Origin of the sequence: Catenibacterium sp. UBA627, assembly GCF_002299355.1 — a bacterium.
GTDB lineage: Bacteria > Bacillota_I > Bacilli_A > Erysipelotrichales > Coprobacillaceae > Catenibacterium > Catenibacterium mitsuoka.
Genome location: NZ_DBPF01000044.1, coordinates 6,968 through 32,645 on the forward strand (window position 1 = coordinate 6,968; position 25,678 = coordinate 32,645).

Annotated in this window: 24 protein-coding genes and 1 other annotated feature; all 24 genes read right to left on the minus strand. The window is 34.9% G+C overall.

What is annotated here, in order from left to right:
* A partial coding sequence (locus B2S90_RS03045) for an NAD(P)-binding domain-containing protein (protein ID WP_286696527.1) occupies positions 1-383 on the minus strand: 383 nt, incomplete at its 3' end.
* Positions 384-389: 6 nt separating this feature from the next.
* Positions 390-914, minus strand: coding sequence for an acetolactate synthase small subunit (gene ilvN / locus B2S90_RS03050; RefSeq protein ID WP_055232799.1), 525 nt, complete (start codon positions 912-914; stop codon positions 390-392).
* A complete protein-coding gene (gene leuA, locus B2S90_RS03055; protein ID WP_055232797.1) occupies positions 914-2,602 on the minus strand; it encodes a 2-isopropylmalate synthase in 1,689 nt (562 codons plus the stop codon). The genes ilvN and leuA overlap by 1 nt, the downstream gene beginning before the upstream one ends.
* Positions 2,603-2,655: 53 nt before the next feature.
* Positions 2,656-2,909: a binding site (T-box leader), on the minus strand.
* A 276-nt stretch (positions 2,910-3,185) separates the two neighbouring features.
* Positions 3,186-4,214: a D-alanine--D-alanine ligase family protein gene (locus B2S90_RS03060; RefSeq protein WP_278779478.1), complete on the minus strand. Its 1,029-nt coding sequence runs from the start codon at positions 4,212-4,214 to the stop codon at positions 3,186-3,188.
* 1 nt (position 4,215) lies between these two features.
* Positions 4,216-5,559, minus strand: a complete 1,344-nt coding sequence (locus tag B2S90_RS03065) for a UDP-N-acetylmuramoyl-tripeptide--D-alanyl-D-alanine ligase (protein WP_055232790.1) — start codon at positions 5,557-5,559, stop codon at positions 4,216-4,218.
* A gap of 78 nt (positions 5,560-5,637) precedes the next feature.
* On the minus strand, positions 5,638-6,864 hold the full coding sequence (locus B2S90_RS03070) for a DUF5050 domain-containing protein (protein ID WP_279148726.1): 1,227 nt from the start codon (positions 6,862-6,864) through the stop codon (positions 5,638-5,640).
* Complete coding sequence (locus B2S90_RS03075) at positions 6,865-7,134, minus strand: hypothetical protein (RefSeq protein WP_055232787.1); 270 nt, start codon at positions 7,132-7,134, stop codon at positions 6,865-6,867.
* A 127-nt stretch (positions 7,135-7,261) separates the two neighbouring features.
* Positions 7,262-7,468 (minus strand): helix-turn-helix domain-containing protein, encoded by a 207-nt coding sequence (locus tag B2S90_RS03080; protein WP_006505158.1) that lies wholly within the window; start codon positions 7,466-7,468, stop codon positions 7,262-7,264.
* Positions 7,468-8,412 (minus strand): DNA-binding protein WhiA, encoded by a 945-nt coding sequence (gene whiA / locus B2S90_RS03085; protein WP_055232785.1) that lies wholly within the window; start codon positions 8,410-8,412, stop codon positions 7,468-7,470. Before whiA ends, B2S90_RS03080 begins: the two co-directional genes overlap by 1 nt.
* Positions 8,413-8,427: 15 nt before the next feature.
* Positions 8,428-9,276, minus strand: coding sequence for an RNase adapter RapZ (gene rapZ, locus B2S90_RS03090; RefSeq protein ID WP_055232783.1), 849 nt, complete (start codon positions 9,274-9,276; stop codon positions 8,428-8,430).
* A gap of 77 nt (positions 9,277-9,353) precedes the next feature.
* Positions 9,354-10,265: a thioredoxin-disulfide reductase gene (gene trxB, locus B2S90_RS03095; protein ID WP_055232781.1), complete on the minus strand. Its 912-nt coding sequence runs from the start codon at positions 10,263-10,265 to the stop codon at positions 9,354-9,356.
* A gap of 3 nt (positions 10,266-10,268) precedes the next feature.
* Positions 10,269-10,916, minus strand: coding sequence for a pyrophosphatase PpaX (gene ppaX / locus B2S90_RS03100; RefSeq protein ID WP_055232779.1), 648 nt, complete (start codon positions 10,914-10,916; stop codon positions 10,269-10,271).
* Positions 10,917-10,940: 24 nt separating this feature from the next.
* The gene (hisC, locus tag B2S90_RS03105) at positions 10,941-11,999 is read right to left on the minus strand and encodes a histidinol-phosphate transaminase (protein WP_055232777.1); all 1,059 of its coding nucleotides are present in this window, start codon (positions 11,997-11,999) and stop codon (positions 10,941-10,943) included.
* Positions 11,999-12,775, minus strand: coding sequence for a Cof-type HAD-IIB family hydrolase (locus B2S90_RS03110; RefSeq protein ID WP_055232774.1), 777 nt, complete (start codon positions 12,773-12,775; stop codon positions 11,999-12,001). The genes hisC and B2S90_RS03110 overlap by 1 nt, the downstream gene beginning before the upstream one ends.
* 101 nt (positions 12,776-12,876) lie before the next feature.
* Entirely contained in the window at positions 12,877-15,774 is a 2,898-nt protein-coding gene (locus tag B2S90_RS03115) for a SpaA isopeptide-forming pilin-related protein (RefSeq protein WP_286696528.1), read from the minus strand.
* A gap of 132 nt (positions 15,775-15,906) precedes the next feature.
* Positions 15,907-16,710 carry a zinc ribbon domain-containing protein gene (locus tag B2S90_RS03120; RefSeq protein WP_278779488.1) on the minus strand — a complete coding sequence of 268 codons (804 nt, stop codon included), beginning with the start codon at positions 16,708-16,710 and terminating at the stop codon, positions 15,907-15,909.
* 6 nt (positions 16,711-16,716) lie between these two features.
* Positions 16,717-17,220: a thioredoxin family protein gene (locus B2S90_RS03125; RefSeq protein ID WP_278779490.1), complete on the minus strand. Its 504-nt coding sequence runs from the start codon at positions 17,218-17,220 to the stop codon at positions 16,717-16,719.
* A 77-nt stretch (positions 17,221-17,297) separates the two neighbouring features.
* The gene (gene gpmI, locus B2S90_RS03130; protein ID WP_055232767.1) at positions 17,298-18,824 is read right to left on the minus strand and encodes a 2,3-bisphosphoglycerate-independent phosphoglycerate mutase; all 1,527 of its coding nucleotides are present in this window, start codon (positions 18,822-18,824) and stop codon (positions 17,298-17,300) included.
* A gap of 77 nt (positions 18,825-18,901) precedes the next feature.
* Positions 18,902-19,294 (minus strand): hypothetical protein, encoded by a 393-nt coding sequence (locus B2S90_RS03135; RefSeq protein WP_070101816.1) that lies wholly within the window; start codon positions 19,292-19,294, stop codon positions 18,902-18,904.
* A gap of 48 nt (positions 19,295-19,342) precedes the next feature.
* Positions 19,343-20,251, minus strand: coding sequence for a permease-like cell division protein FtsX (gene ftsX, locus B2S90_RS03140; RefSeq protein WP_286696529.1), 909 nt, complete (start codon positions 20,249-20,251; stop codon positions 19,343-19,345).
* Complete coding sequence (gene ftsE / locus B2S90_RS03145; protein ID WP_055232855.1) at positions 20,239-20,931, minus strand: cell division ATP-binding protein FtsE; 693 nt, start codon at positions 20,929-20,931, stop codon at positions 20,239-20,241. Before ftsE ends, ftsX begins: the two co-directional genes overlap by 13 nt.
* Positions 20,932-21,001: 70 nt before the next feature.
* The gene (locus B2S90_RS03150) at positions 21,002-21,898 is read right to left on the minus strand and encodes a YitT family protein (protein ID WP_100054597.1); all 897 of its coding nucleotides are present in this window, start codon (positions 21,896-21,898) and stop codon (positions 21,002-21,004) included.
* A complete protein-coding gene (gene prfB / locus B2S90_RS03155; protein WP_055232763.1) occupies positions 21,891-23,006 on the minus strand; it encodes a peptide chain release factor 2 in 1,116 nt (371 codons plus the stop codon). The genes B2S90_RS03150 and prfB overlap by 8 nt, the downstream gene beginning before the upstream one ends.
* Positions 23,006-25,648: a preprotein translocase subunit SecA gene (secA, locus tag B2S90_RS03160; RefSeq protein WP_278779494.1), complete on the minus strand. Its 2,643-nt coding sequence runs from the start codon at positions 25,646-25,648 to the stop codon at positions 23,006-23,008. The genes prfB and secA overlap by 1 nt, the downstream gene beginning before the upstream one ends.
* Between the last annotated feature and the right edge of the window lie 30 nt (positions 25,649-25,678).

Below are 25,678 nucleotides of genomic sequence, written 5' to 3' on the forward strand. Positions count from 1 at the left end.
ATCATAGTTACATCAACATTCTTTGGTGGAACGATCTGATTGAAATGAATATTGAAACCATGAGCGAACATTAACATATCGCCTTCGTTTAAGTTTGGTTCGATAGTTTCCTTATAAAGTTTAGCCTGTAATTCATCAGGAATTAATACCATGATGATATCTGCCCAAGCAGCTGCATCAGCAGATGTCATAACCTTAAGTCCCTGTTCTTCTGCTTTCTTCCAAGACTTAGAACCTTCGTATAGACCAACAACAACGTCTACTCCAGATTCTTTAAGGTTTAATGCATGTGCATGTCCCTGAGAACCATAACCGATGATAGCAACCTTTCTACCATCCAATAAAGATAAATCACAGTCTGTGTTGTAATAGATTTTAGCCATATTTAATTACCCCCTATTTTTCTGAGCTTTCATCTTTTCTATATCAAAATCATCTAGTCCTCTTCCGATGCCAGCAATACCAGTACGGACGATTTCGGTGATATTGAACGTATCTAACATTGTGAGAATACCATTGATCTTATTTTGATCACCTGTCACTTCCACAACGAGTGAATTTGGCGCAACATCTACAATCTGCGCTCTAAATATATTGACTATTGACACAATATCAGGTCTTTGTGAGTGGTCTGCTTCTACCTTAATAAGCACCAATTCACGATAGACTGAATGGTCATCATCTAACGGAAATATTTCAATTACATCTTCCAGCTTTCTTAACTGCTTCTTAATCTGTGCAAGAGTGGCTGGTTCTCCTCTTGCAGATACTGTCATACGTGAGACTGTTGGATCATTTGTTTCCCCAACAGTCAATGAATCAATGTTGTAGCCTCTTCTAGAGAATAATCCAGCGACACGGCTTAGTACACCGGATGTATTATCAACTAGAATAGACAGGACAAGTCTTTCCATTAAGCGGCCTCCCTCATATCTTTATGTATTCTATTCATTGCTGAAATAATTGCTTTAATAGTTGCAGTTGTAATATTTGGATGAACACCTACACCCCACTCAATAATAGATGTACCTTTTGCTCTAAGCTGTACATAAGCAGCTGCTTTAGCACTTGAACCAGATGTTAATGCATGTTCTGAGTAATCTAATAAGTGAATATAATGGTAGCCATTATCATTGAAGGCATTCTTAACTGCATCAATTGGGCCATTACCATAACCAACAATTGTACGCTTCTCGCCATGATCACGAATTGTTAATTCTACTTTTCTTTCATATTCGTTTTCGGCATCTTCTGAGATATCTGTTAGTTTCTGATATACGAACTGGAATGGTTCTTCATTTTCAATATATTCATTTCTGAAAGTATCATAGATTCTTTCTGGTGATACTTCACCTTCTGCTTCAGAAATATTCTGTACGATCTTTGCGAAGTCACCCTGTAATGCTTTAGGCAGATGATAACCAAAGACTGTATCCATAACGAAGGCCACGCCACCTTTACCTGACTGAGAGTTAATACGAACAATTGGTTCATATTGTCTATTTAAGTCAGCTGGATCAATTGGAAGATAAGGTACTTCCCACTGCTTCTGCTGTCTTTCATGATATTTATGAATACCTTTATTAATCGCATCCTGATGACTTCCAGAGAAAGCAGTAAATACTAACTGACCTGCATATGGTGAACGAGGATCCACTTCCATCTTTGTACATTCTTCATAGACACGCTTGATTTCATTCATCTGTGTGAAGTCAAGTTCTGGATTGATACCATGTGTATACATATTTAATGCAACAGTGACAATATCAACATTACCTGTTCTTTCACCATTTCCAAATAGTGTTCCTTCTACTCGATCAGCCCCTGCCATTAATGCAAGTTCTGTAGCGGCTACCCCACAGCCTCTATCATTATGTGGATGAACAGAAAGAATCACTCTTTCACGATCCTTTAGGTTTCTACATACATATTCAACCTGGTCCGCAAAAACATTTGGTGTGTCCATTTCTACAGTAGAAGGTAGATTGACAATCACTTTATTATCCTTAGAAGCTCCCCATACATCTAAGACTGCATCCACTACTTCTACCGCATAATCCATTTCTGTACCAGTGAAGCTTTCAGGTGAATATTCAAGAATAACTTGACCTTTAAAGTTATCACATAACTTCTTTACAAGAGCACAGCCATCTGTCGCAATCTTCTTGATTTCATCTTTATCTTTGTTGAAGACAACATCTCTTTGAAGAATACTTGTAGAGTTATAAATATGCACAATAGCACGATCTAATCCATCAAGGGCTTCAAATGTTCTTTTAATCAAATGTTCACGACACTGAGTTAATACCTGAACAGTAACATCATCAGGAATGAGGTTTTCTTCAATCAATAGTCTTAGGAAATCATATTCAATCTGTGAAGCAGATGGGAAACCTACTTCAATTTCCTTGAATCCAAGTTCTACTAATAACTTGAACATTCTGACCTTTTCCTGAATATTCATTGGTGTCACTAATGCCTGGTTACCATCACGTAAATCTACTGAACACCAGATAGGTGCTTTTTCAATTGTCTTATCTGGCCAGGTGCGGTCTTTCAAGCTTACTGTTTCAAATCTCTTGTACTTTTGGTAATTCATCATAATTGTTTATTCTCCTTTCCAACCTATAAAAAAAGCCCTCGCCCCTACTAGCGTAAGAGGACGAGAGAATGATTCTTCGTGGTTCCACCTCAATTTATTGATACCTCACAATATCAACCTTATCGAGTACGCTTTATATGTAAAGTTCATACTCTAGCGAGATAACGGTCGCAAATGCCGTAGCAGCCTACTTAATTCAGTGCTCCACTCAAGGATGAGTTCAAAGATGATCAAACAGTTCTTTACACCAGCCAGAACCTCTCTGCGCTTTCATCATTCCCCTACTAGTTCCTATCAAAGTCGTTTTCTTTTGGGTTGTTGTGTTTATCATATACTTCTGATATAGACATGTCAATAAACTTTTTAACTTTTTTCCTTATTTTCCTAATTATATTAATAATTTGTCGGATATTCAGTTTTATAAGCGGTTTCTTATCATAACTTATATAAATTTTATCGTAATATTCAATATTTTTTTCATTGTTTTTAATTACAGACATTTTCACACTTACTTCGCAAATTATTTATTATTTTAATAATTATTTATCTATTAAAACCATAAAAAAAGATGTCTTTCGACATCTTATCTCTGTAATGCAAGCTTGATTAATTCATCAATAAGAGCTGGTGTATCTAGTCCAGCATCCTTCATTAACTGAGGATACATAGAGATATTTGTAAAGCCAGGCATTGTATTGATTTCATTTAAATATACATTTCCTGTATCGTTATCATAGAAGAAATCACATCTAGCTAGACCTGTTCCATCTACTGCCTTGAATGCTTTCACTGCAGCCTGTCTAATATAATCCTGGATAGACTGATCTACTTTTGCAGGAATGCAGGTAGCACTCTGTTCATCTTCATATTTAGATTCATATGTATAGAATTCACCATGAGGTAAAATCTGTCCTACACGTGATGCACTGATATCATCATTACCAATAACAGCACATTCTAATTCTGTTGCATTAATAGCCTTTTCTACAACAACATGACGGTCATAAGTTGCTGCTTCATGAAGTCTTGGTAATAATTCAGTAAGACTATTTACTTTATAACATCCTACACTTGAACCAGAACGACTTGCTTTCACAAAGCAAGGGAATCCTAAGTGTGTATAGATTTCCATTTCTACGTTAAAGCTTTCTCTTCCTTCATCATCTACTACAACTAATTTATCATCATATCTCTTCTTAACATATAAAGAAGGCACCTGAGGAATATTAGCCTGATCAAATAATTTCTTTGCATAGATTTTATCCATTGCCGTACATGATGCCATCACACGGCATCCAACATAAGGAATCTGAGCCATTTCTAATAAGCCCTGGATTGTTCCATCTTCACCAAACTGACCATGTAGTACAGGGAATACAACATCAAATGATTTTAAGAAAGTAAAATGATCAGTGATCTTTGTTGCACCTTCTAACCAGTTATCACTAGAGAAATCAGTAGATACTAAATCATACCATTCTCCTTCTTTTGTGATACCTGCAACTTTAACGTCATATTTAGTCTTATCGGCATTTTTATAGATATTCACACATGACATACGGCTAACAGCATGTTCTGTAGACTGTCCACCACATACTAATAATAATTTCATCCTAATTATTCTCCTTTAAATCATTAATGACTTCTTTTAAATGCATACCATTAGAAGCCTTGACTAGAACAACATCATTTTCTTCTAGACATTCCTGTAAATAAGCACTTAAAGAGGCATTATCATCAAAATGATAGGCAACACCTGGTTTTGCTTTATTTACTTCGTCTGAAATATAACGCGCAGCAGGACCTACAGTCAAGACTAAATCAATATTCTTTTTAAGTAAATGAGCACCTACAGCACGATGAAGTGTTTCTTCATAGTCTCCAAGCTCTAACATATCCCCTAATACTGCAATCTTACGATCTGCATAACCTGATAATACATCAATACTTGATTTCATAGAATCAAGGTTCGCATTATAAGTGCCATCAATAACACGGATATGACGCTCAAGTGTTAAGATATCATTTCTATTTTTAGTTAATTCAAATGTTTCAATACCCTTGATACATTTTTCCATTGGAATATTTAATAATAAACCAACCTGAATCGCTATCAATGCATTAAAGATAAAGTGAACACCGGGTACATAGACTCTTACTGCATAGTCCTTACCATCCACCTTCACTCTAAATGATGACATATCTTCATTCAAGATAATATCTGTTGCCTTTAAGTCTGCATCACTTTCGATACCAATTGTTTTCAAAGAGATTCCTTCAGGATGTACTGTAGATAAAAGATCATTGTCGTTATTCACAACTAAAGTACCATGGTTCATACCATGAACGATTTCCATCTTCGCCTGTAGAATATTTTCTCTTGAACCAAGTTCACCAATATGTGCTGTACCGATATTTGTGATAGCCGCAATATCTGGTAATGCAATCTTAGTTAAGTAATCTATTTCTTCTAAATGGTTCATACCCATTTCAATAACCATGACTTCTTCACCATTATAACGAAGAATAGTGAGTGGAAGTCCAATATTATTATTGAAGTTTCCTTGTGTTTTTAATGTTGTATATTGCTGTGAAATAACACTTGCAATCATATCTTTAGTACTTGTTTTTCCTGCTGAACCAGTAATACCTACAACTTTTGCATTTGAATGAACACGTACATAACGTGCTAAATCACCTAATGCCTTCATTGTATCTTCTACTAAAATGACATTGTGTGAATCATCCTCAATAGGATGACTTGTCAAAGTTGCAGCTGCACCATTTTCAAATGCCTGTGGAATGTAGTCATGCCCATCTTTAATGCCTACAAGAGGGATATATAAGTTTCCTGGCTGAATCACACGTGTATCCTGTGTAAAGCCATTCACCTGGTCATCTAAGTGACCATTTAAGAGTTTTCCGTTTGTTGCCTCAATAATTTCGCTTATTAACATATAATCATCTCCATTTTTTACCCACCCATTATAGCATAAATCCTGCATACAAAAAAAGGCACTGAAGTAAATCAGTACCTAATTCTCAAATATAACTGCATACTTTGTATTAGACGTATTCACGACTTTCCAATCCTGATTGTCTTTGATATATAGCTGATCATTCACTATCTGCATACCATTAATACGATGTGACTGGAATTGATAAACTGCAGTAGGTTCTTTTTTTTCAAAATCAAGACGATACATTTTAGCATCACTTCCTACATAGTAGATAGCCTCATCACTCATCACAAACATAGAATAACCCATATCAGTAAGTATGATCTGCGATTCTTTTGATTTCACACTCACTCTGCCAAGTGACTGTCTATCTGTAATGAAATAAAGATAACCATCATTATAGACTGAACCATATACCTGTTCATTATAGATAGTATCAGTGGCTTTTGTTGTCATATTATATGAAATAATAGAAGACTTACCTGTGAGATAAATGGTATCTCCTACAAAATTCATATTATAAATATGTTCTTCTAATAGTTTTGTAGATACCTTTGTAGAAAGGTCATAGACATAAAGACTTTCATTATCATCATCATTTTGATAATAAAGCTTATTGTCATGATAAGTCATATAGAATGCCTCTATATTCTGTAATATTTCATGTTTACCTGTCTTTGTATCAAGAACAGAGATATGATGATCACTATCAGTATAATAAAGCTTCTCACCTACCAGATTTAGATAAGTGGCCTGTTTAATACCATAATTCTTGATGACATTCATATTCTTATCTAATTTCACTAACTCATTATTGGCATTAGACATATAGATATAATGGTCATCCGCTGCTACCATTCCATCATTGGACAAGTTAGAATATTGCTCAATGTCAGTTGTTTTCTTAAGCTTTACAATAGAATTAATCTCTTCTGAAACACTTGGACTCGCATCAGAAAACTTAATACTCTTAGAATGTTTAAGATAATATTGTGCACCTGTAGTAGCAAGTATAAGAACTAATACTGAAATAAGAACAACTTTCCAGTTTACTTTACGTGATACCTTTTCTGGTTCATATGTTTTTTCTTCTTCCTGATAAATATCCTCTGTTGGTGTAAAGGACCCCTGTGGACGACGTGTTGTTCCTGCTACAAGTGGTCTTCCACAAAAAGCACAGAATTTCGCATTAGGAATATTCTGATGTCCACAATGCGGACATTTATCATCAAGTGGTGTGCCACAGTGAGGACAGAAATGAGCCCCTTCGGGGACTTGTCTATGACATGAAGGGCAGATCATTTATTGGTCATCCCCTGTCTTTTCTTCATCTACAACTTTATATTCTACATCAATGATATCAGGATTATCATTACGTGTACTTGACTGAGATTGAGATGAATACTGTGATTGTGCTTCTTCATACTGCTTTCTGATCTTCTTGAGTTTGAAATATTTCCAGATTTCATATACAACAAACATAATTAATAAAAAAGGCCATGCATACGCAATGATGTTTAAGAAAACAGATAGAATTAAAAATATAATTATAAAATAGATTAGTACATCCATAGAGTTTCTCCTTTAAGTGTAGTCATTATATGTCTCTATTGTAAACATATGATGAACTTACAAAAATTATACCAATTTCAAATAAAAAATAGAAGATGCCTAAGACATCTTCTGAAATTTCACATGATTAGTAATCAAAAAGTTCTTTAAGAGTAATACCTAAACCCTTCGCAAACTGATCTATTGCTTTAAGACTGACATTTCTAGTGCCTCTTTCTACATCAGATATATAATTCTTGGAAAGATGACATCTAAAGCCTAGTTCTTCCTGAGAAATCCCCTGCTGAACTCTTAATTCTTTGATACGCATTCCAAATCTTTCTGTTACAGTCATTATTCTTCCTCCATCTGACGAAGACGTGCTGCTTCATCTTTGATTTTCTTAAAACGATGGTGAAGACCTGATTTAGAAATAGTCTGTCCTGTTTTATCAAAATAAACATCTGCAAGTTCATTAAGTGTAAGTTCTGGATTTTCTAAACGGATCTGAGCGACTTCGGCCGTTTTAGAATCTAGAATTTCTATTCCTGCTTTATCAATCACATAAGCAATATCTTCAATCTGTTTGGCACTGGCTGTCATTGCCTTCATTTCGTTCGCAATATCGCAATTATTCCATCTGTTTACAGTATTGGCCATAGAACGATCAATACGTGTTGTTTCAAACTCCATAACAGAAGTAGAAGCACCAATCGCACGTAAGAAGTCACCTATTCTTTCTGCAGATTTCATATAAATAACAAAACGATTACGTCTCTTGATAACATGCGCATTTAACCCATAATGATTCATCATATCTTCAATATACATAGCAAGAGGTTCATCCTGTACACTCATTTCTAGATGATAGTTAGATGTATCAGGGTTATTCACTGAACCGCTTGCGAGAAAGATTCCTGCAAGATAAGCTCTTCTTGTACGATCATCATAAAGGATTTCATCAGAAGGCAGCATAGTGAAACCTAAACCTTCTAATAAATGAAGATCTTCAAGTATTTCTCTTGCTTTTGAGACCTTAAGAAGATAGATATTATTCTTCTTAAGTTTCATCATCTTTTTAACTTTAAATTCTATTGAAGGTGCATAAAGTTCTTTAAGAAGTTTATGCATCTTTGACGCTATTTTTGCGTTTTCTGTACGGATCAAGAGAGAGAGTCCCTGTCCTAACATAAGGGTTCCATTGGTTTTTAATAAAGCACAAAGAATCGCTTTAGAGCAGTCATGATCAAAATCATTAAAAACGATCTCTTCCTTTACTTTTCTTGAAAACGACAACATTTCTTTTCACATCCTCTAGTGGTCAGCATCACGATGCCACTTATATACTTTGTAATATTTCTTGTAATGGTTCGCAAGGAAATTTGTAAGAGTAACAGAACGGTGCTGACCACCTGTACAGCCAATACCAACTATCAATTGCATCTTTCCTTCTTTTTCATATTCTTTCAATAAATAATCATAATAAGCCAGAGTCTTTTCTACAAATTCCTGAGTTTCTGGCTTTTCCATGACATAGTCATAGACTTCCTTATCATTTCCTGTCTTATTTCTAAGTTCAGGCACATAAAAAGGATTAGGTAGGAATCTTACATCAAGAAGTAGATCTGCATCCTTTGGAATACCAAACTTATATCCAAATGAGACAAAAGAGACACGGAATGTTTCTCCTGTTTCAGGATAAAAAGATGCTTCTAGTCTATCCTGCAAAGCTGTACGCTTTAATAAAGTCGTATCAATGACTAAATCAGCCTGTGTTTTAATCTGTTCAAATTCATGACGTTCTAGTTCAATAGAATCATAAAGTGTGTTGGCTTTATTCATAATCATCATTGGATGAGAACGTCTTGTCTGCTTATAACGCTTCAAGATTTCTGAATTATCACAATCTAAAAATACAATAGTCAGCTTGATCCAATCCATATTAGATAGTTCACGAATTGCCTGCAAAGCATCCCCTAATGAAATACCCATTGCAATCTTACTACCTAATGTTTCATTGAATAAATAATCTCCAAACTCTTCTAATAAAGCAACTGGATAATTATCGATGCAGTAATATCCCATATTTTCAAAAACAGCCATAGCGGTAGATTTACCTGCACCAGACATACCAGAAACTAATACAACTTCTACATTTGACATAGACCTTCCTCCTTGATAACAAGGTTATTATAACATACATCAATGTGTGTATAAAGCATTCAAAAAGAGAACTATTATTAGTTCTCTTCTACAAGTTTGGCAGCATATTGTCCAGCAATCGCACCATCATTTGCAGCTGTGACAACTTGTCTTAATGTCTTAGTTCTTACATCACCAATCGCAAATAAACCTTGAATAGATGTTTCCATATGTTCATCAACATCAATATAACCCTGTTCATTTGTAATACCTAAATCCTTCACAAAATCAGTAACAGGATCTAAGCCAATAAATGGGAAAATGCCCTGTACATAAAGTGGTTCTACTTCTTTTGTTACACTATCTTCTAGTTCTAAGCCCTTTAATGTATCCTCTTCAACAATCAATGCATGAGGCTTCTTTTTAAAGTGGAATTCAATCTTTTCATTATTGAGTGCTTTTTTCACCAAATAATCATCTGCACGGAATACATCACGTCTCATGATAATATGAACTTTTTCTGTAATACCTGCCAAATAAAGTGATTCTTCAATAGCACTATTACCACCACCAATAACAGCAACCTCTTTACCTCTAAAGAAAGGCCCATCACAAACAGCACAATAAGAAATACCTCTACCTGTCATTTCATCTTCTAAGTCGAGCCCCATCTTACGTTCTTTAGTCCCTGTCGCAATAATGACAGCACGTGCTTCTAGTTCTTCTTTAGATGTAATAACCTTCTTATAGTCACCTTCATCTACAATAGATTTCACTTCTGTCATCTTTAATTCAGCACCGAAGTTAAGAGCCTGTTCATACATATCATAGGCTAATTGTGGGCCCATCATCTCTTTTATGCCAGGATAGTTTTCTATATGCGCTGTTAAGTTTAATTTACCACCAGGTGCCCCTGATTCAATAACCATCACATCTGCTCCGGCACGACTTGCATATAAAGCGGCAGTTAAACCAGCTGGTCCACCACCAATAATAATGATATCTTTCATAATCTACATCCTTTCTAGATATTGGTATAAATCATCATAAGACTCCATCATATAATCTGGATGTTCTTCTAGGAGGAACTGAGTTCCTTTAAGTGACCAGGTCACACCTATTGTCCCAATACCTGCATTTTTACCTGCTTGAATATCTGTCACATTATCACCAATCATATAGCCTTTTGTCGCATTAAGATGAGACAAGGCAACGCGTAATGCTTCTGGATGAGGTTTACCATGAGTGACTTCATCACTTCCTATCACTACATCAAAATATTGATCTAAATCTGCACACTTTAATCCATAGACAGCTGCATCCTTGTATTTTGTAGTGACAATAGCCATCTTTATACCCTCTTCATGAAGCTTTTTTAATACTTCTGTTTCATGAGGATAAAGAGTAACATAATCATTATGCTTCTCACGATTATAAGCACGATAGACCTCTACTGCTTCATCTACCTGGTGACCAGAAAGATAACGCGCAAATGATTCTCTTAAAGGAGGCCCTAAAAAAGAAAGTAATTCTTCTTCTGATAAAGTATATTCAGGAAGAAACTGCTTAAATGTATGTCTGAATGATTCAAAAATCAATTCATCGGTATTGAGTACTGTACCATCAAGATCAAATAGAAGTACGTTATCTGTATTTATCATATCATTAATTGTTTCCTTATGCTTTTATGATGCTTGAATAATTTCTTTAACAGCATCTAAGAATGCATCCATCTCTTCATCATTTCCGATAGTCACACGTAAATACTGATTAATACGTGGTGCATTGAAATATCTTACAATAATATGTTTCTTTCTTAACTCTTTAAAGATATATTCTGCATCAAAATCATCATGATGAATAAAGATGAAGTTAGAATAGCTGTCTGTCATTGTGAATCCCATTTCTTTAAGGGACTTCTTTGTACGTTCACGTGTTGCCACAATCTTTTTCGCATGTTCTTTGATGACATCACTGTCTTGTATAGATGCTTCACCAATAACCTGTGCAAGTGCATCAATTGGATAAGAGTTGAATGAATTCTTCACATCATATAAATGTGAAATCAATTCTTCATTACCTAACGCAACACCCAGTCTGCTTCCTGCAAGTGAACGGAATTTAGAGAATGTATGAATCACAAGTAAGTTATCATACTTCTTTAATAGTGGAAGTACTGTTTTTCCACCAAAATCAATATAAGCTTCATCAATCACAACAACACTATCAGGATTATGACTGATGATCTCATCAATGTCTTCTACAGACATAAGTTCACCTGTAGGTGCATTGGGATTAGGGAAGATGATGCCACCATTTTTTGTGAAATAATCTTCTTTCTTAATCTTAAATGCATCATCTAACGGCATTGTTTTATAGTCAATATTAAATAATTCACAGTAAACAGGATAGAAAGAATAAGTAATATCTGGGAATAGAAGTGGATCTTTTCCATTGAAACATGTTAAGAATGTTAAGGCAAGAACCTCATCACTTCCGTTTCCAATAAATACCTGTTTATCATCTAAACCATGATATTCCGCAATTAAATGTTTAAGCTTTGATGCATCGGCATCAGGATAAAGTCTTAGTTTAAATGGATCAAAAGTTTGAATAGCTTCTTTAACCTTTTCTCCTGGTTCATATGGATTTTCATTTGTATTTAGTTTGATAAGATTAGACATCTTAGGCTGCTCCCCAGCAACATAAGGTTCTACATCTCTCAAGTTATTTCTCCAGCTCATTATATTTTACCCCCTAGTATATCATCGATCATTTCATAGACATAACTATAGACATGATCAGCCTTTTTTTGAATATCATCATGTGCATAATCAAATGTGCAGCCATGATCTCCTGCTTCAATCATCGATAAATCATTCCATGAATCACCTATCGTATAAGTTGTCGCATTTGTGTTTTCTTTTAGATAGTTCACACCTGTTCCTTTTGAACAGTTATTAGGAACAACATCTAGAAAATGAAGATTAGGATGACACTCTACATAGCCGCCATACTTTTCTTCAATTCTCTTCTTAATCATATCAATTTGGTCTGTCTGCATATTTTCCTGATTCAAACTGATAATCTGGAATGAAGGACTTTTCTTCATTAGAGTCATATAGTCATCAGGAATAGGTATATCTCCCTGGTCACTATGTGCAAAGGATTGATGATTAAAACAGCCATAACTCTTCTTTCCATCACACATATGGACAAACATGTTCGCATCTACACCCCATTGTAGAATATCGAGTCCAACTGATGCTTCTATATGTTTTTCATAAAGAGTATCCTTATTGCCGTCTAGTATAGCCCCACCATTGTTTAATACTAGATAGTCAAAAGGATAACAATCTTTTTCAAGAATCATTCCCATTTCTAGAATATGACGTCCTGTACAATAGACAACCTTGCCACCTGTATCACGAAAACGCATCAGAGCTTCTTTATTTAATGGTGATATTTGTTTGTTATCACGATAAAGCGTCCCATCTATATCACAAAATACCATTTTCATAGCAATGTCCCTCCTTATTTCCCCATTATATAGGAAGGGCTCAATAAAAAAAAGTCATATTAATAGAAAAAGACTGGAGAAAACTCTCCAGCCTAAATGAACTATTCAATTTTCTTCTTTCTAAGAAGTAATACAATAGAAATCAAAGATAAAATACATAGAATTACAATTATCATCATCTGCGTTGAATCGCCTGTATGAATGATTTCTATCGGTGTATTCATATAATCAAATGTATAAGTATCTCCTTCTACATTTTCATCTAAAACAACCTTCTTGACTTCCTGAGATAGATAGTAGCCAAGAGGAGCTTTTGTTTCCTTGATATAATAAGTTCCAAATCTTAAAGACTTGAATGTAGCGATACCATCATGAGAAGAAATAGAGGTGAGACTCTTTGTACATTCAGGATCAGTATATAATGTGAATTCAAAGTTTTTGTCTTTAATAAGCTGTTTTGTCTTCGCATCTAATTTATTCACCTGGATATTAATTAGTCTTGGCTGTTCTTTAATTTCTAGAGTTACATCTTCACTTGATGCAATAAATGTCTGATTCGAGATTGTTAAAAAGCCTTTAGGTGTTTTAGTTTCTTTAAGACTATATTCTTTTCCTACTTCTAGATGATTTACTGCATGAAGTGAGCCATCTGTGATCCATTGATCCACTAGATTTCCTTGATTATCAAAAATAGAGAACTCTGCACCCGATACATCTTCACCTGTCTCTTCATCAACTTTAGAAACTTTCATCTGAGCATCCTTCATTGTCACATTTATGTTTTCCTTATGAGTGAGAGTAAATGTGATTGATTCTGCTTTGATATATCCATCAGGTGCAGTTGTTTCAATTAAAGTATAAGTCTTGCCTTCTTCTAAACCATTGACAAAATGAGGATCTTTTGTGGAAGTCCAAGAATCGACCACTTGATTGAATTCATTTCTTACTTCAAGCTTTGCACCTTCTAATTCTTTTTTACCTGAAACATCTGTCTTTGATACTTTTACTTGTGTATCTTTCATAACAATTGTTTCATCCTTCTTCTCTTTAGAAACAGTAAACTTTATAGATTGCGCTTTAACATAGCCATCAGGTGCACTTGTTTCAGTAAGAATATAATCATGTCCTTCGATTAATCCTTTAATAGAGTGAGGCTGTCCATCAGAAACCCAAGAATCCATGATTTCTCCATTTAAATCAGTTACCTGAAGCTGAGCCCCTTTGATTTCTTTTGAACCTGTGACATCTGTCTTAGTCACATATACTTTCTTATCAATAAAAGCAACAGGTGTTGCCACAATCAGCATACGTGCACTACTATAACCAGTAATCTTGACATGCTGTGTTTCATCAGATAATACAAAGTTCTCTTTGTTTCCATCTTCTGTGCTTGGTGCCTTTAACTCTTTTACATAATATGAACCATAAGGAAGTATATCAGATGACGCAATACCATTCTCATCTGTCTTGATAGACATAACAAGCTGCCCCTTCTTATAAAGTGTAGCACCTATATACATATCAGCATTCGCATAGATTCCAAACTCTCCACCTTTTAATGGCTTTGAATCTGTATCTGTCTTTACTATTTCAATACTTCCTATCTTTGCCATATCCTTAGAATTGACATGCCCTAGAATAATAGAAGATGTCTGGTCCTTGTATGTTAAATCCACTGTATAAGTATTCCAATCTAAATTATAACCAACAGGTGCTTTTGTTTCTTTAACTGTATAAGTACCTAGTGGAAGATTATCCAAACGACCATCACCTTCTTGATTAGTAATGATTTTTCCGACTTCTTTCTTATTTAAATCATAAACAGTATATTCTGCTCCTTCTAATGACGCTTCTCCTTGTACGATACCTGTTGTATCTGACTTCTTAATTGTAATTTGTCCTGTAGGGGCTTCATCAGTAATTGTAATCACTGATGTTTCACCTGCTTTGATTGTTGTACTGTATGTTGAAGTATTGAGTAAATAACCATGAGGTGCACCTTTTTCAGTCACTGTATAATCACCAATAAGCAAATTATTGAGCACTATTTCACCCTTTGTGACTGTTACGTCTTTCTCATAATCATGACCTGACACATGAAAGATAGCACCATCTAAAAGTTTTCCACCCATGTCTGTCTTTCTAAGTTTTAAACTGCCAATTACTGCATGAAATGTTGCATTTAAATAAGTAGACTGAACTGGAGCAATGGCATACCATGTACCAATACGTTGATTTTCACTCTTTCCATTAGAAACAATTAATGGTGCAAAAGTGAATCCACCTGATTTCTTGCCAGACTGGATTGTACCTGTATATGAAGCATCCGCTTCTAAATGAATTGTATCACCACCATAGATATCAACTGTTTCGCCTGATTGATTTCTTGATTCATTGATGACTAAAACGCTCTTTGTCCCAGTATTAAGTGTGAAATGATATCCACTTGGACCATTTAGTTTTACTGATTCAGATTTTTGAACCTTTGCGTTCTTATCATAATAAGTATATAAATCATTCTTACTGAACATCAGGTTATTCTGATTTAATGGATCAGCCTGCGCAGTGGCATAATTATAAAACTCAGTCACCTTGCCTTTATTAAGTGATGTTCCTGAATAAGCATGAGACAATGCTTTTGACATAATAACATTCTTCTGTGCATCTGTAAGACCATTCATGCCTTCCCACATCTGATAACCAAACCATCCATAATACATAATTTTACGAATATTTGCATATTTTGGTTCTGCACTTGTATAAAAGTCACCAGACATCGTTTGAGATGGTGGTGTAGTCTTATTGTGTTCTAGGCACCAGGCTCTTCTTCCATCAATCGCAAAGCTCCCCACTGTACTGCCATAGGCTGTTGTCTTTCCATAATACTGCATTTGATATGATGCTGCATTGACGATATTCATACTTTGTGTAGTGATTCCAACTATCATCAATAGAGATAATATTGCTGCACTTATTCTTTTTAAAATCTTCATCTTCATTTCCTTTCCACAAATAAAAAAAGACATATATTGCTATGTCATGAGAGAATCTATATAAAACAGTCTATTTGACTGGAATTGGCATGAAAAAAAGGAAGCATGCGTTTTGCATACTTCCCTGAGGAATACTCGTTAGCGAGCAAGAGAATGATTTCCTTCTGTCTGTGCTTTAAATTGTGATTGGTATTTATTTCCCGGGTAAACGACTAGAGATACTTGACTATCATTGATATAAGCACCTAAACCATAGTGACCTAGGAATTTTTTATTTGTTTCAAATTCTTCTTTTTTACCATTGAAAGCTTTCATCAGCTTATTGTATGTAGGCTGATCAATGACTGTAATAATCAATTCTTTATTTTCAACTTGCAACAGATCGTTGAAGTTTTCACAATTATCTTTTGTGATTGTTGTCTTGATTGTGTCAGTCTTAGAACGGTTGTATGTACGTTTCAATACAATCTTTGTATTGTCATCTATACGAGCCTTGCAAGTAATAGTCGTATAGAGATCATTATTCGAATAAACAGTATAATCATAAGTTGCAGTAAAAGTTTGACCATATTGTTTTTCTAATGATTTCTTATAAGACTCAGCCGGCTTGATGAATGTTTCAGCATTTGAAAACTTCTTTTTAAACGCTTTAGAAGAATCAAAGTGATAGACTTCTTCTCCTTCTGTTTTCTTTAATTCACCTAATTCATAGAGATTTGACTGCTGGAAATTAGATGTAATTGACTTTCCTGTAAAGAACTGACTATAGAATATAATAGCCATAGGAAGTGCAACTGTAAGTAACATGATAACAAGATAACCTTTCATCATACGACCTAGAATAGAAGTACTTCTGGGTGGATTTCTTCTTAAATCATAACCACAATGAGGACAGAAATGATCTGTGGGTCTGATATCTTTATGACAGTGTGGACATTTCATAGTTTACTACTCCTTAAAATAATTATTCATAAATACTTTGAATTCTTTAATGAATTCTTTTTTCTTTTTAATCTGTTTACTACGATCCTTGATAGAATAATAGTCTTCATCAAGATACTGATATTTTTTCTGTACCTGTCCTTGTGAAATAACTTCTAGTGTTGGTGTCCAATTAAAATCAAATGTCTTATAAAGATTCTTATAGAACTCTTTCTCTTCTTTTGTGGCATCTTCTTTTAATGACGCATCACGATATGCTTTGATATTTAAATAATAAACACCTTCATTAGGATGATTATTAAGATAGTCTTCAAGGATAGGTTTAAAAGCCTGACAGTCTCCACAATCAGGACGACCAAGATAAAGTATGAAAGAAACATCTTCTTCCATCACTTTCTTTAATTCTGCATATTGTATCTCTTTAATACCTTTTACACTCTTTTTTTTAACTGAAGATGTACTACAGCCTAAAAGCATAAAAGAAAGGCATAAAATGAGTAATTTCTTCATTTTGATTTCTCCTTTTCGACTATATTAACACAAATACAAAAAAAGCGAAACTAAGATGTCTCGCTTTAATAGTTCAATTATTTAATAAGGCTTGTACCATCCATTTCTTCTGGGATAGCAAGTCCTAGAAGCTGTAACATAGTTGGAGCTAAGTCTCCAAGTTTTCCGCCTTCTTTTAATTCAAGGTGAGAATTTGTTACGATTAAAGGTACATCATTTGTAGTATGTGCTGTGAATGGGTTACCTTCTTCATCAAGAAGTCTTTCTGCGTTACCATGGTCAGCAGTGATTAACATAGTACCACCAAGTTCAGCAACCTTTTCATATACTTCACCAACACAGTCATCAACAACTTCAACTGCCTTGATAGCTGCAGGAATGACACCTGTATGACCAACCATGTCGCAGTTTGCGAAGTTAACAATAACAACATCGAATTCACCAGAATCTAATTCTTCGATTAACTTATCTTTTACAAGGTAAGCACTCATTTCTGGCTGTAAATCATAAGTAGCAACCTTAGGTGAGTTGATCAAGTCACGCTTAGCACCTTCGATTTCCTTATCTTCTCCGCCATCAAAGAAGAATGTTACATGGGCATACTTTTCAGTTTCAGCAATTCTCAACTGCTTTAATCCCTGAGCTGATACATAATCACCAAATGTATTAGTTAATTCTGGTAAAACGAATGCTATATGACCATTTACTGAATCAGCATATTTCATCATACATACAAAGTAAATACCATTTCTCTTTGTAGCAGGTGTATATCCTTTATCAGCATAGAAATCAGGGTTTGTCATAACAGTAGCAAGCTGGATTGCTCTGTCTGGACGGAAGTTAGCGAAGATGATTGAATCGTTATCTTCAACAGCGCCATCTACAGCTGAGTTGTATCCTGGTACAACGAATTCATCAAATACTTCTTCAGCATAAGAATCTTTTACAAACTGTACTGGATCAGTGAAGCTGTTTCCCTTATGATCAACAATTGCTTCATAAGCTAAGTTAACACGGTCAAATCTCTTATCACGGTCCATTGCATAGTAACGACCTGAGATAGATGCGATTTCACCCACACCGATCTTCTTTATTTCTTCAGCAAGTTCTCCAATGAAATCTACAGCTGAATCAGGTGCTACGTCACGTCCATCTAGGAATGCATGTACATAAACCTTAGTTAAACCAGCATCTTTAGCAAGCTTTAATAATGCATAGATATGTTCATTTGAAGAGTGAACTCCTCCGCTAGATAATAATCCCCAGATATGTAACTTAGAATCATTCTTCTTAGCATTTTCTACTGCTTCTACAAATTTTTCATTTGTGAAGAAAGTACCTTCATCAATTGCCTTATTGATTAAAGTAAGTGACTGATAAACAGTACGTCCTGCACCAATATTCATATGACCAACTTCTGAGTTACCCATCTGTCCTTCAGGTAAACCAACAGCGTTACCACAAGCTTTAATAGTTGTAGTAGGATACATTGCCATTAAATCATCAAGATTAGGTGTATTAGCAAGTTTTACTGCGTTACCATCAACTCTATCAGTTAATCCGTAACCATCCATAATACATAAAACAATAGGTCTTTTTTTCATAACTTTTCATCCTCCGTATACTCCAAAGATAATAGCATTATCCACTTTGAAATTCAATAAGCATGATTTAAAAAATATCAATTACCATAACTTTCTAAGAGGTCTTCACCAAAAGAAATCAGATGTTCTATATCAATATCTTCTTCCCCTCTTTGTGAATAAACGATAATCACATGATCATGATACTCAAAGCGATTACAATGAATTAATGCGTTAATATCCTTACTCATAGCAGGAAGATAATTAACAAACTGATTTTCTTTCATCTTTCTTAATAGAATACAATAATCTGCCAAAGCAAGTTCTAGATGCAATATTGTACGCATACGATCCTTATTTAAAACAGCTTCTTCGAGTATGCCTTCTTGTAAATCAATCTTTTTCATATGATTCAATACAACCTTTACATTTGATATAGAACCATCTAGCGCTTCCATATAACATTTCTCTTTGAGATCTCTTTCCTTCATGATTATCACCTCACTCTTATTCTACAAAAAAACTGCACATATGTGCAGTTATAATTTCAAGAATTTACGTACTGAGAAGAATGAACCAATTAATCCTACAACAGCACCAAGTAGTGCTAAGAATGCACCTAATTCCCATACAAGTGGATAAGGTGGTACAAATGTGATCAAGTTAGAAGACATCAATGATGTCATTGTCACATAGGCAAACTTATAACCATAAGCAAGGATAATTAAAGGCACAATAGCACCAATAAGTCCAATAAAGATACCTTCTAACATAAATGGAATACGGATATACCAGTTAGAAGCACCAACCATTCTCATGATTGAAATTTCAGTTGAACGAGATGTAATAGTGATTTTAATTGTATTTGCAATCATAAAGAGTGCTACTACAATTAAGGCAACCACAAAGATAGCCCCACCATTACGTACTGATTCAAGGATATCTACTAATTTATTTGTAGAAGAACCACCATAAGTGACTTCTTTTACATAAGGGATATCCCCAATCTTTTTCGCAACCTTATCAAGATTCTTCGCATTCTTGACTTCTACAATATATGCATCACCAAGAGGATTATCACTACGATAGTTTTCAAATAACTGTTTTGAACTTTTATCCTGAGTTGCAATTAATTTGTCTAATTCTTTATCTTTACTAGAATAATTAACCTTCTTGATACCAGTTAATTTATTGATTTCATCACCAACAGCTTTACTTTGTTCATCAGTAGCACCACGGTCTACCTTCACATAAATATTCAAGCTATTTTCAATATTAACAGTCATATGATTCACATTGATAGCAATGACTGATACAACACCAATCAAAATCAACGTAATCGTAACTGCAAAAATAGATGAAATAGACATCACACCGTTTCTCCAGATATTCTGGAAAGCAGTTTTACAATGCTTAGGCATTGCTTTCAATTCTTCTACGAATTCCATGACTGATAACCTCCTAAACTTGTATCTGTTGTGACACAACCATCTTCAATAAGAATAGTTCTCTTCTTATTTCTCTGAACAATTTCACGGTCATGTGTAACAACAAGTACAGTTGTTTGACGGACATCATTGATTCTTTCCAACAATTCAATGATTTCCTGAGATGTATCAGGATCTAGGTTGCCTGTTGGTTCATCCGCAATTAAAACCTTAGGCTGATTGACAATAGCACGCGCAATCGCTACACGCTGCTGCTGCCCACCTGATAATTCATGCGGGAACGAATTCGCTTTGTTTTCTAGACCTACAAGTTCTAGTACATTACGAACCTTTTTTCTAATTTCAGCTTTTGGTGTATTAGTTACTTCTAGCGCAAAGGCGACATTTTCAAATACTGTCTTTTTTGGCAGAAGACGATAGTTTTGGAATACAACTCCAATTTTACGTCTGAAAAATGGGACTTTAGAGTTCTTAATACGAGACACATCGGTACCATCCACAAGAACTTTACCTCTTGTAGCTTTTTCTTCACGATAGAGGAGCTTGATAAATGTTGATTTACCAGCACCAGTAGGTCCGATGACATAAACGAATTCGCCGGCATCGATTGTAAGTGAGATATCATTTACTGCACGTACGCCAGTTTTATATACTTTTGTTACGTTTTCAAGTTTAATCATTTCTTGCATATCATCACACTCCTTTGTTTCCCCATTATAACACATACTCATTATAATACATGCTTTATTTTTAATTTTCTTTAGAAGACCATCTCTCTAAGTTAACATTCGGTAATGTGAATCCTCTACCATTGACACTATGTACTTCGCTTGTGATTTCAAAAGCTTCTGGATCCATATTTTGAACAATATCATGGAAAGCCGCATATTCACGACGATTCAAGACAACCATGACTGCTTTAGAATCATTTTTCATAAATCCTGTTGTGATATTCAATAAAGTACATCCTCGATCTACGTCTTTCATTAAAGATTCCGCAATTTCTTCATATTTTTCTGAAACAACGATGACCTGGATGTTATTTTGTCCAAGTAACATCATCTTGTCAATAATATATGTAGAAATAACAACAGTAATAATACCATAGAGGATTTCTTCAACATCAGAGAATGGAATCTGAATAATTAAGATAATAATATCAAAGATATTAATTAATAATCCTAATGCAAGCCCTGTATATTTATTGATAAGTAATGGTGGAATATCCATACCACCTGTACTATATCCAAGTCTTAATACGAGTCCTAATCCAACACCAATAAGGAATCCTGCATAAACAGCTGCAAGTAAAGTATCCTTAGTCAAATGTGTTAAATAGTAACTCTTTTCAAATATAGCAAGGAAGAATGGGAATGCGAATGTAGAAACAAGTGTTCCCACCGCAAACTTCTTTCCTAATAAGAAATATCCAGCAATAAATGCAATAACGTTGATTCCAAGTACAAGTGTTGATAAATGAACATAGAACACATAATGCTGGAATGAAAGGGCAAGACCTGATGCTCCACCAAGGATAATCTTAGCAGGTACCGCAAAACCGGCAGTACCAAGAGCCATAATGGCATTCCCTAACATCACTAAAATAAAATCAATCACTAATTTCTTTGCAGAATGCATTTTACTCATTTCTTTTCTCCTTTACTTGAGATCTTAAATAAGCATAAATAAGATCATCAAGCTCACCATCTAATATTTTCTTTGGATCATTTGATTCATAACCTGAACGGTTATCTTTGACCATAGAATAAGGATGAAGAACATAAGAACGGATCTGTGATCCCCATTCAATATTCTTCTTTTCACCTTGAATTTCAGATAGTTTTTCAGCATGCTCTTCCTGCATTAATAAATACAATTTACTCTTCAACATCAACATAGCCTGTTCTCTGTTCTGTAACTGAGAACGTTGTGACTGACAAGAAACAACTGTATTAGTAGGAATATGAGTAATACGGACTGCTGAATCAGTTTTATTAATATGCTGTCCTCCAGCACCGGATGCACGATATGTATCAATACGTAGATCCTTTGGATCAATCGTAATCTCAATATCATCATCTAATTCAGGTGAAACTTCTACAGACGCAAATGATGTATGTCTTCTCTTTGATGAATCAAACGGTGAAATACGTACAAGTCGATGAACACCCTTCTCTGCTCTTAAATGACCATACGCATTATAACCAGTAAAACGGATAGAACATGATTTTAATCCTGCTTCATCACCTGCAAGATAATCATCAACGTCAACCTTCCATCCTTTCTTTTCGCCATAACGTATATACATACGCATAAGCATCTCAGCCCAGTCCTGAGATTCAGTTCCTCCAGCACCTGGATGAATTTCTACAATCGCATTCGAATGATCATATTCCTGATCAAACAATAATGTCTTTTCAAACTCATCCAAATTCTTATGGAACATCATATAATCTTCTTCTAAAGAAGCCATAAAGTCAGGATCTTCAGTATCCTTAACATATTCATAAACTTCCATGAGTTCTTCATAGCTTGCTTCTAAAGAAGCGTCTGTATCAGCCACTTTCTTCATTTCATTCAGATGCGCATATACTTTAGTCGCATGTTCCTGATCATCCCAGAAATGTTCGTCCATTGTCTGTACAGTCAATCCTTCTATTTCTCTTTTTAATACTTCAATATTCGCAGAAACATATAATTGGTCTAATAATAAACGGGCGTCTTCCAGCCCGTTTTTGATTTCATATAATTCCATTATTTAAATTCAAGTTCAACCTTAATTTCTGGAATGTTCATTTCTGCTTCTGTACCAGGACGGATACCCATATGGACAATGTTACGAGCAATTTCCTGAGAAATAGATTTTGTCATCTCTTCGAACATATAGAAACCTTCTTCTGTATATTCCTGAAGAGGATCACGCTGTGCATAAGCTCTTAAATAGATACCATTTCTAAGTTTCTGCATTGCATCAATATGGTTGATCCATGTATGGTCAATGATACCTAAAAGAACACGACGTTCATAATCAAGTTTTACTGAATCTTCAAGATCCTTATTGAATCTGTTTTCATAGCTCATGAAGACTACTTCACTCACAGCATCAATCACCTTCTGAGGATCATTCACTGCTACGTCAGGATTCTTAGCAACTAATTCACTTAATAACATGTAGTTCTTACCAACATAGCTTAAGAATTTTTCTACATCTACAACTGGCTTCTTACCTTCATTATTAGTGAACTTAGGAATATCTAGTTCGATTGCTGTTAAGAATTCACCCTTGATGATTTCCGATAAGTCTTTAGAACGCATGATATCATCTCTTTCTTTATACATGATTTCACGCTGCTGACGCATAATATCATCATATTCTAGCAACTGTTTACGCATATCGAAGTTCTGACCTTCAACACGCTTCTGAGCAGTTTCAATAGACTTAGTAATCATCTTAGATTCAATGGCTTCATCCTCCATGAATGAATCAGTGAGAGCTTTAATCTTTTCACTTGCAAATCTCTGCATCAATTCATCTTCAAATGATACAAAGAACTGTGAACATCCTGGGTCACCCTGACGACCAGAACGTCCTCTTAACTGGTTATCGATACGTCTAGATTCATGACGTTCAGAACCAATAACCATTAAACCACCAATTTCAGCAACACCTTCACCTAGCTTAATATCAGTACCACGACCAGCCATGTTAGTAGCGATTGTAACAGCACCCTTCACACCAGCCTTAGCGATAATAGCTGCTTCTTTTGCATGGTTCTTAGCGTTTAATGTATTATGCTTAATACCTTTTTCGCTTAACATCTTAGATAAGATTTCAGATGTTTCTACAGCTACTGTACCAAGAAGGATTGGCTGACCATAAGCATGGCGCATTTCTACTTCTCTAATAATAGCTGCATATTTAGCTTTCTTGCTTGAGAATACTAAATCTGGTTTATCATCACGAATAACAGGCTTGTTTGTAGGAATAACAACTACACGCATGTTATAGATCTGACGGAATTCTTCTTCTTCAGTCTTTGCAGTACCTGTCATACCAGCTAACTTATCAAATAATCTGAAGAAGTTCTGATAAGTAATTGTTGCAAGTGTAACAGTTTCTTCTTTAATTGGTACACCTTCTTTTGCTTCAATAGCCTGATGTAAACCATCAGAATAAGCACGACCTGGCATAACACGTCCAGTAAACTGGTCAATAATCATAATAGAAGCATTTCTAATATCATGGCTGCCATCTTCTGTTGCAATCATATATTCAATGTCCTTAGTCATTGTATAGTTTGCTTTAAGTGCCTGGTTGATATAGTGTACTAATGCAGTATTTTCTGGATCATATAGGTTTTCTACATTAAATGCCTTTTCTGCTTTCGCAATACCATCAGGCGTTAATGTACATGTCTTACTTTCAACATCTACCTGATAATCCTTTTCATTCTTTAAGCTCTTCGCAAAGTGGTCAGCAGATATATACATAGAAGCAGTCTTCTTCTTACCACCGCTGATAATTAATGGAGTACGTGATTCATCGATTAAGATAGAGTCTACTTCATCGACTAATGCATAATGTAATGGACGAAGTACTTTATCTTCATAGTTAGTCACCATGTTATCACGTAAGTAATCGAATCCTAATTCAGCATTTGTAGTATATGTAATATCACATGCATGCTGTTTTCTCTTATCATCTGCATCTAGTTCTCTTTCATTTAAACCAACAGTCAATCCTAAGAACTTGAAAACCTGACCATTTAATTCACAGTCACGACGTGCTAAATATTCGTTAACTGTAACAACATGAACACCCTTACCATCTAAGGCATTCAAATATACTGGGAAGAGAGATGTTAAAGTTTTACCTTCACCTGTTTTCATTTCGGCAATATCGCCATTATGAAGTGTAATAGCACCCATTAACTGTACTTTGAAGGCTTTGAGTCCTAGTACTCTGTAAGCTGCTTCACGTACAACTGCAAATGCTTCTGGTAAAATATCATCTAATGTTTCACCCTTTGCAAGACGATCCTTAAAGAACTGAGTCTGAGCACATAATTCTTCATCGCTCATTGCCTGTGCCTGAGGTTCTATCGCAATAATTTCATCTGCCTGTTTTTCTAATTTACGTAGAATAGAACTATCCTGTGAGAAAATACTCTTAATACGGCCAGTAATTCCTTTTTTCTCTTTCTGTGGTGTTGTAGAGAATGGTAATGGTTTTGCATCTGTCTTGATATCATCAAATGATTCTACAATGATATCATCTCCACGACGATCGCCTAAATCGACGATTTCAGCGTCTGTAGCGAGTTCCTGATGCTCCATTCCTTCCTTTTTTAACTTTTTCTTAACTTGTTTTCTAATTTCTTGTTTTTTACTAGGCATGATGTGTCTCCTTTCAATACAAAATCGTAT

Bases quoted from the DNA above. Each gene is read 5' to 3' on its own strand.
- B2S90_RS03080 (WP_006505158.1), bottom strand. From the start codon at position 7,468: ATGACTGTAACAGAAAGATTTGGAATGCGTATCAAAGAATTAAGAGTT.
- B2S90_RS03120 (WP_278779488.1), bottom strand. From the start codon at position 16,710: ATGAAATGTCCACACTGTCATAAAGATATCAGACCCACAGATCATTTC.
- B2S90_RS03135 (WP_070101816.1), bottom strand. From the start codon at position 19,294: ATGAAGGAAAGAGATCTCAAAGAGAAATGTTATATGGAAGCGCTAGAT.
- leuA (WP_055232797.1), bottom strand. From the start codon at position 2,602: ATGATGAATTACCAAAAGTACAAGAGATTTGAAACAGTAAGCTTGAAA.
- B2S90_RS03070 (WP_279148726.1), bottom strand. From the start codon at position 6,864: ATGATCTGCCCTTCATGTCATAGACAAGTCCCCGAAGGGGCTCATTTC.
- B2S90_RS03150 (WP_100054597.1), bottom strand. From the start codon at position 21,898: ATGAGTAAAATGCATTCTGCAAAGAAATTAGTGATTGATTTTATTTTA.
- ftsE (WP_055232855.1), bottom strand. From the start codon at position 20,931: ATGATTAAACTTGAAAACGTAACAAAAGTATATAAAACTGGCGTACGT.
- B2S90_RS03065 (WP_055232790.1), bottom strand. From the start codon at position 5,559: ATGTTAATAAGCGAAATTATTGAGGCAACAAACGGAAAACTCTTAAAT.
- B2S90_RS03115 (WP_286696528.1), bottom strand. From the start codon at position 15,774: ATGAAGATGAAGATTTTAAAAAGAATAAGTGCAGCAATATTATCTCTA.
- whiA (WP_055232785.1), bottom strand. From the start codon at position 8,412: ATGTTGTCGTTTTCAAGAAAAGTAAAGGAAGAGATCGTTTTTAATGAT.
- ilvN (WP_055232799.1), bottom strand. From the start codon at position 914: ATGGAAAGACTTGTCCTGTCTATTCTAGTTGATAATACATCCGGTGTA.
- B2S90_RS03060 (WP_278779478.1), bottom strand. From the start codon at position 4,214: ATGAAATTATTATTAGTATGTGGTGGACAGTCTACAGAACATGCTGTT.
- hisC (WP_055232777.1), bottom strand. From the start codon at position 11,999: ATGAGCTGGAGAAATAACTTGAGAGATGTAGAACCTTATGTTGCTGGG.
- prfB (WP_055232763.1), bottom strand. From the start codon at position 23,006: ATGGAATTATATGAAATCAAAAACGGGCTGGAAGACGCCCGTTTATTA.
- secA (WP_278779494.1), bottom strand. From the start codon at position 25,648: ATGCCTAGTAAAAAACAAGAAATTAGAAAACAAGTTAAGAAAAAGTTA.
- B2S90_RS03125 (WP_278779490.1), bottom strand. From the start codon at position 17,220: ATGAAGAAATTACTCATTTTATGCCTTTCTTTTATGCTTTTAGGCTGT.
- ftsX (WP_286696529.1), bottom strand. From the start codon at position 20,251: ATGGAATTCGTAGAAGAATTGAAAGCAATGCCTAAGCATTGTAAAACT.
- B2S90_RS03075 (WP_055232787.1), bottom strand. From the start codon at position 7,134: ATGGATGTACTAATCTATTTTATAATTATATTTTTAATTCTATCTGTT.
- trxB (WP_055232781.1), bottom strand. From the start codon at position 10,265: ATGAAAGATATCATTATTATTGGTGGTGGACCAGCTGGTTTAACTGCC.
- gpmI (WP_055232767.1), bottom strand. From the start codon at position 18,824: ATGAAAAAAAGACCTATTGTTTTATGTATTATGGATGGTTACGGATTA.
- B2S90_RS03110 (WP_055232774.1), bottom strand. From the start codon at position 12,775: ATGAAAATGGTATTTTGTGATATAGATGGGACGCTTTATCGTGATAAC.
- rapZ (WP_055232783.1), bottom strand. From the start codon at position 9,276: ATGTCAAATGTAGAAGTTGTATTAGTTTCTGGTATGTCTGGTGCAGGT.
- ppaX (WP_055232779.1), bottom strand. From the start codon at position 10,916: ATGATAAATACAGATAACGTACTTCTATTTGATCTTGATGGTACAGTA.